The organism is Spirillospora sp. NPDC046719 (assembly GCF_040645715.1).
GTDB lineage: Bacteria > Actinomycetota > Actinomycetes > Streptosporangiales > Streptosporangiaceae > Spirillospora.
Map to the genome: position 1 here is coordinate 1 of NZ_JBEYYT010000659.1, position 3,928 is coordinate 3,928.

Annotated in this window: 5 protein-coding genes; 3 read left to right on the plus strand and 2 right to left on the minus strand. The window is 70.7% G+C overall.

What is annotated here, in order from left to right; genetic code table 11:
• The first annotated feature begins 503 nt into the window (after positions 1-503).
• Positions 504-899 (plus strand): Rid family hydrolase, encoded by a 396-nt coding sequence (locus ABZ914_RS48170; RefSeq protein ID WP_500201328.1) that lies wholly within the window; start codon positions 504-506, stop codon positions 897-899.
• Between the two features lie 19 nt (positions 900-918).
• On the opposite strand, the gene nucS is transcribed toward ABZ914_RS48170, so the two are convergent.
• The gene (gene nucS / locus ABZ914_RS48175) at positions 919-1,599 is read right to left on the minus strand and encodes an endonuclease NucS (protein ID WP_190861965.1); all 681 of its coding nucleotides are present in this window, start codon (positions 1,597-1,599) and stop codon (positions 919-921) included.
• A 40-nt stretch (positions 1,600-1,639) separates the two neighbouring features.
• Entirely contained in the window at positions 1,640-2,851 is a 1,212-nt protein-coding gene (locus ABZ914_RS48180; protein ID WP_500201329.1) for a HEAT repeat domain-containing protein, read from the minus strand.
• A gap of 170 nt (positions 2,852-3,021) precedes the next feature.
• On the opposite strand from ABZ914_RS48180, the gene ABZ914_RS48185 reads away from it, so the two are divergent.
• Positions 3,022-3,210 (plus strand): hypothetical protein, encoded by a 189-nt coding sequence (locus tag ABZ914_RS48185; RefSeq protein ID WP_500201330.1) that lies wholly within the window; start codon positions 3,022-3,024, stop codon positions 3,208-3,210.
• A gap of 200 nt (positions 3,211-3,410) precedes the next feature.
• Positions 3,411-3,797: an SCO5389 family protein gene (locus ABZ914_RS48190; protein WP_433234087.1), complete on the plus strand. Its 387-nt coding sequence runs from the start codon at positions 3,411-3,413 to the stop codon at positions 3,795-3,797.
• Positions 3,798-3,928: the final 131 nt, after the last annotated feature.

Here is a 3,928-nt window from a genome sequence, read left to right on the forward strand (position 1 = left end):
ACGAAGTCCATCGCGAAGCGACGCCGAAGGCGCCCTTGACTTTGGAGGGGCGGCCCCGTACGCAAGCGCCACCCCACCACCCGAACACCCATTCTGCGATGAATCCATACCCGCCCTCCGATCCCTATTGGACTCCATCCGAAGTAGGTAACTCGAACTCGCTCCAATCATTGCCGTACGACAGTGCGTATCCCAATCAGTCCGCCGCCGTCACCAGTCCCGACCCCACCCCCGATCCCACCCCCGATCCCACCCTGGACCCCACACCCCGAATCCCGTCCCGATCCCACCTCGGATCCCGCCCCGCGTGAATCCACAGGCTCTCCACCACGCCGCCTGACCATCCATATGGCGCCGACCCCACCCAGCCTTAGAGATGACAAAACGCGGCTACCGGCCATTCGCGCAGCCCAACCGCCCCAAAAAAAGCGTTCGCAGCCGTGGCGGCGGGTAGAGACCGCGAAACAAAGATCACCGACGCGGCACCAGGGAGCAGAGAGAAAATGCACCGCATCGACATGGATCCGCGGATGTTCGGCGATCGGGTCGGGTATCAGCGGGCCGTCCTGATCGAGCGGCCCGAGCGGTGGCTGTTCGTCGCCGGGCATGAGGCGCGCGGTGAGGACGGCGGCATCGCCCACGCCGGTGACATCCGCGCTCAGGTCGCGCTGACGTTCCGGCGGTTGCGCGAGACGCTCGGCAAGGCCGGGTTCGTCCTCGCCGATGTCGTGCAGATCCGGTTGTTCACCGTGGACCTGCCCGCGCTGACCGCCAACTACGACGCCGTCACCGCCGAGCTCGCCGCCGGGGACTGCCGGCCCACCAGCCTTCTCGCCGGTGTCGACACCCTGTCCGACCCGGCGATGCTCGTAGAGATCGAGGCCGTCGCCGCGCGGTAGCGGGGCGACGGCGGCGCGGTCAGAACAGGGTGCCCTCGTGTTCGATGCCGCGGAGGGCGTCGTAGTCGAGCGTGACGCAGTTGATGCCGCGGTCGGTGGCGAGGACGCGGGCCTGCGGCTTGATCTCCTGCGCGGCGAAGATCCCGCGGACCGGCGCCAGGTGCGGGTCGCGGTTCAGCAGCTCCAGGTACCGCGTGAGCTGCTCGACGCCGTCGATCTCGCCGCGCCGCTTGATCTCGACGGCGACGGTGGCGCTGTCGGAGTCGCGGCACAGGATGTCGACGGGGCCGATCGCGGTCGGGTACTCGCGGCGGATCAGCGACCAGCCTTCGCCGAGCGTGGTGATGTGCTCGGCGAGCAGCTCCTGCAGGTGCGCCTCCACGCCGTCCTTCTGCAGGCCCGGGTCCAGCCCCAGCTCGTGGCTGGTGTCGTGGAGGATCTCCTCGATGGTGAGGATCAGCCGCTCGCCCGACTTGCCGTGCGTGACCGTCCAGCGGGCGATCGCGCCGTTCTCCTCGTACGGCTCCTCGCGCAGGGAGCACGGCGGGTTCATCCAGTTCAGCGGCTTGTAGGCGCGGTCGTCGGCATGGATGCTCACGCTCCCGTCCGACTTGATCAGGACGAGCCGGGGGGCCATGGGCAGGTGGGCGGTGAGCTTGCCGGCGTAGTCGACGCTGCAGCGGGCGATAACGAGACGCACGTTGCCCAACCTTAGTTCCGCCGTGGACCCCGCGTGGCCGTCATGCGAGACCCGCGTACCTGCGGCACTCGTCGCGGTCGGTGGGCAGGCCCCACTCCTGCAGGATCTCCGTGAGGTTGCCCCACCGCCAACTGGTGTCCGGGAGTTCGGCGATGACCCGGATGGTCCACCTTTGGACGTCCGTGAGGTCGGGGTAAGGCGGCAGGGGCGCGGACGGGGTGCGGAATGCCAGCCGGAGCGCGACGGCGGCCATGGGGAAGGACGCGTCGTCGGACGTGCGGGACAGCCCGTCGAGGACGGCGCCGACGGCCTCGTCCGGCGGGTCGGCCATTCCGGCGATGGCGGCGGCCGAGTAGAGGCGCAGGTCGCCGTTCATGAACGCGACGGGCCCGCCGGGCATGCCGGGCGGGTCGACGCAGGCGGCGGCGAGTTCGGCGATGACGGGCGGGTCGGTGACGTCCAGGCGGAGGAGCGCGATGGCGGCGGCCCAGCGGGGGAGCGGCTCGGTGCCGGACAGGTGCTCGCGGAGCCGGGGGATCAGGTCGCGGCCGTCGAGGAGGCCGGTGGAGACGAGGGCGTTGGCGGTGACGGCCGGGTCCTGCTCGGTTTCGAGCAGTTCCCGTAGTGCGGGAAGCGACGCGGCGGCCTCCTCCGGGAACCAGCCGAGCGTGTACGCGGCGGCGGCGCGGACGAAGGTGTCGTCGTCGGCGAGCAGGTCGCGGACGAGAGGGAGCCCGGCCTGGACGGCGTCGTAGGCGGCGAGTTCGGCCTCGGCGTTCATCAGGGCGTCGGCGAAGTCGAAGTGTTTGCACCGGAGTTCCCTGGACCGGCGTTCCCGGGGGTCAGCGGCCTCGGCGACCCAGGCGTCCAGGCGGCGTTTCTCCTCGGCGGCGTCGGAGGCGCGCAGCCGGGCGACCTCGCTCCGCCATCCGGCGATGTCGACGCCTGCGGGCAGGTGCGACTCGTCGGAGCCGATCGCCATCCCGGTCGCCAGGTACAGCGGGTCGTCGCGGTCGGGGGTGGTGGGCTCGGCAGCGAGGGCCAGCAGGAACGGCACTGCGGGCCCGGACGCCGGATAGCGGCTGCCCTGGTGGTAGATGCTCGCATAGAGGGTGTGCAGCGCGTTCTGGCGCTCCTCCTGGTCCGGCGTGCGGAGCGTCCGAAGCAAGGCCGGGACGTCGTCCGCGTAGCCGTAGGCGTGGCGGAGGCCAGCCCAGTCGACGTCGTCGAGCCCTGCCAGGAGTTCGTCCATGGCGCGGGATTCTGCCAGCCGTGTCCGACATCCCCGCTGACCTGGATAAGAGCGTCTAAGACCCCGGTAAGGCCGGATATAGGGCGTCGTCCCGATGCCCGGGTGGGGGCCTTAGGACGAACCTCTTGGATGTCGGGTCGTTGCCGCGGCCCGCGACGAAGGAGGGGGCCGTGTACCACCACGACATCATGCGGTCGATCATGCGGGAGCGGGCCGGCGAGCGGCGCGAGGAGGCGCGGGCGGCGCGGAACGCGGCGCTGGCGCGGCGGGCGCGCGAGTTCTGGGAGGAGCGGGCGCAGCGGGGCACACGCCCGGTGCGGCGCATGTCCGGGCGGCGCGGAGCGGCGCCGGCCGGCTGACGGCCGGCGTCCATGAACCGGCACCGAAGACCGACACAGAAGACGGCCGCCGACCGGGCGGGGATCGGGGGATCCGCCCGCCGGCGGCCGAGGGTCTCATATGGCCCATGTAAGGATCGCTGTCAAGCCTGGAATTGTCGGGATGCCGTGATTAGCGTCGCGGGTGGTGGGTTTCATCCGTCTGCGAAAGGACCCCCGCGATGTCCCTCGACGTGTCCCCGGAACTCCTCGAGACGGCTCGGCAGGGCGAGATCGGCGACAGGGAGTTCGTCGAATGCATCAGGACGTCCCTCCCGTACGCCTGGGAGATGATCAGCGGTCTGGTGGCGCGGCTGCAGGTGGACGGCGGCGAGTTCGCCGACAACCTGACGCCGCCGCCGGACGAGCGGGCCCGCGGCCAGTTGCTGCGCGTGCTGGCGAGCGACGCGATGCGTGGAACGCTGGAACGCTACTTCGGAGTGAAGCTGGCGTTCCAGAACTGCCATCGGGTCGCGGTCTTCCCGTCCGGTGATTCGGCGGCGTACCGCACGTTCGTGACGCCGCGCGAGCAGATCCTGAACCAGTCTCCGGAACTGCGCGACTGCTGAATCGGCCCCTGCCGAATCGGGCCCCGCCGGCCCGGGCACGGCAGAATCGGGCGCGGCCGAACCGAGCGCTGAATCCGCCGCCGGATCGGCTCCGAGGTGCCGTGGACGCGCCGCCCTTCGCGAAGGGCGGC

Bases quoted from the DNA above. Each gene is read 5' to 3' on its own strand.
- ABZ914_RS48170 (WP_500201328.1), top strand. From the start codon at position 504: ATGCACCGCATCGACATGGATCCGCGGATGTTCGGCGATCGGGTCGGG.
- ABZ914_RS48180 (WP_500201329.1), bottom strand. From the start codon at position 2,851: ATGGACGAACTCCTGGCAGGGCTCGACGACGTCGACTGGGCTGGCCTC.
- ABZ914_RS48190 (WP_433234087.1), top strand. From the start codon at position 3,411: ATGTCCCTCGACGTGTCCCCGGAACTCCTCGAGACGGCTCGGCAGGGC.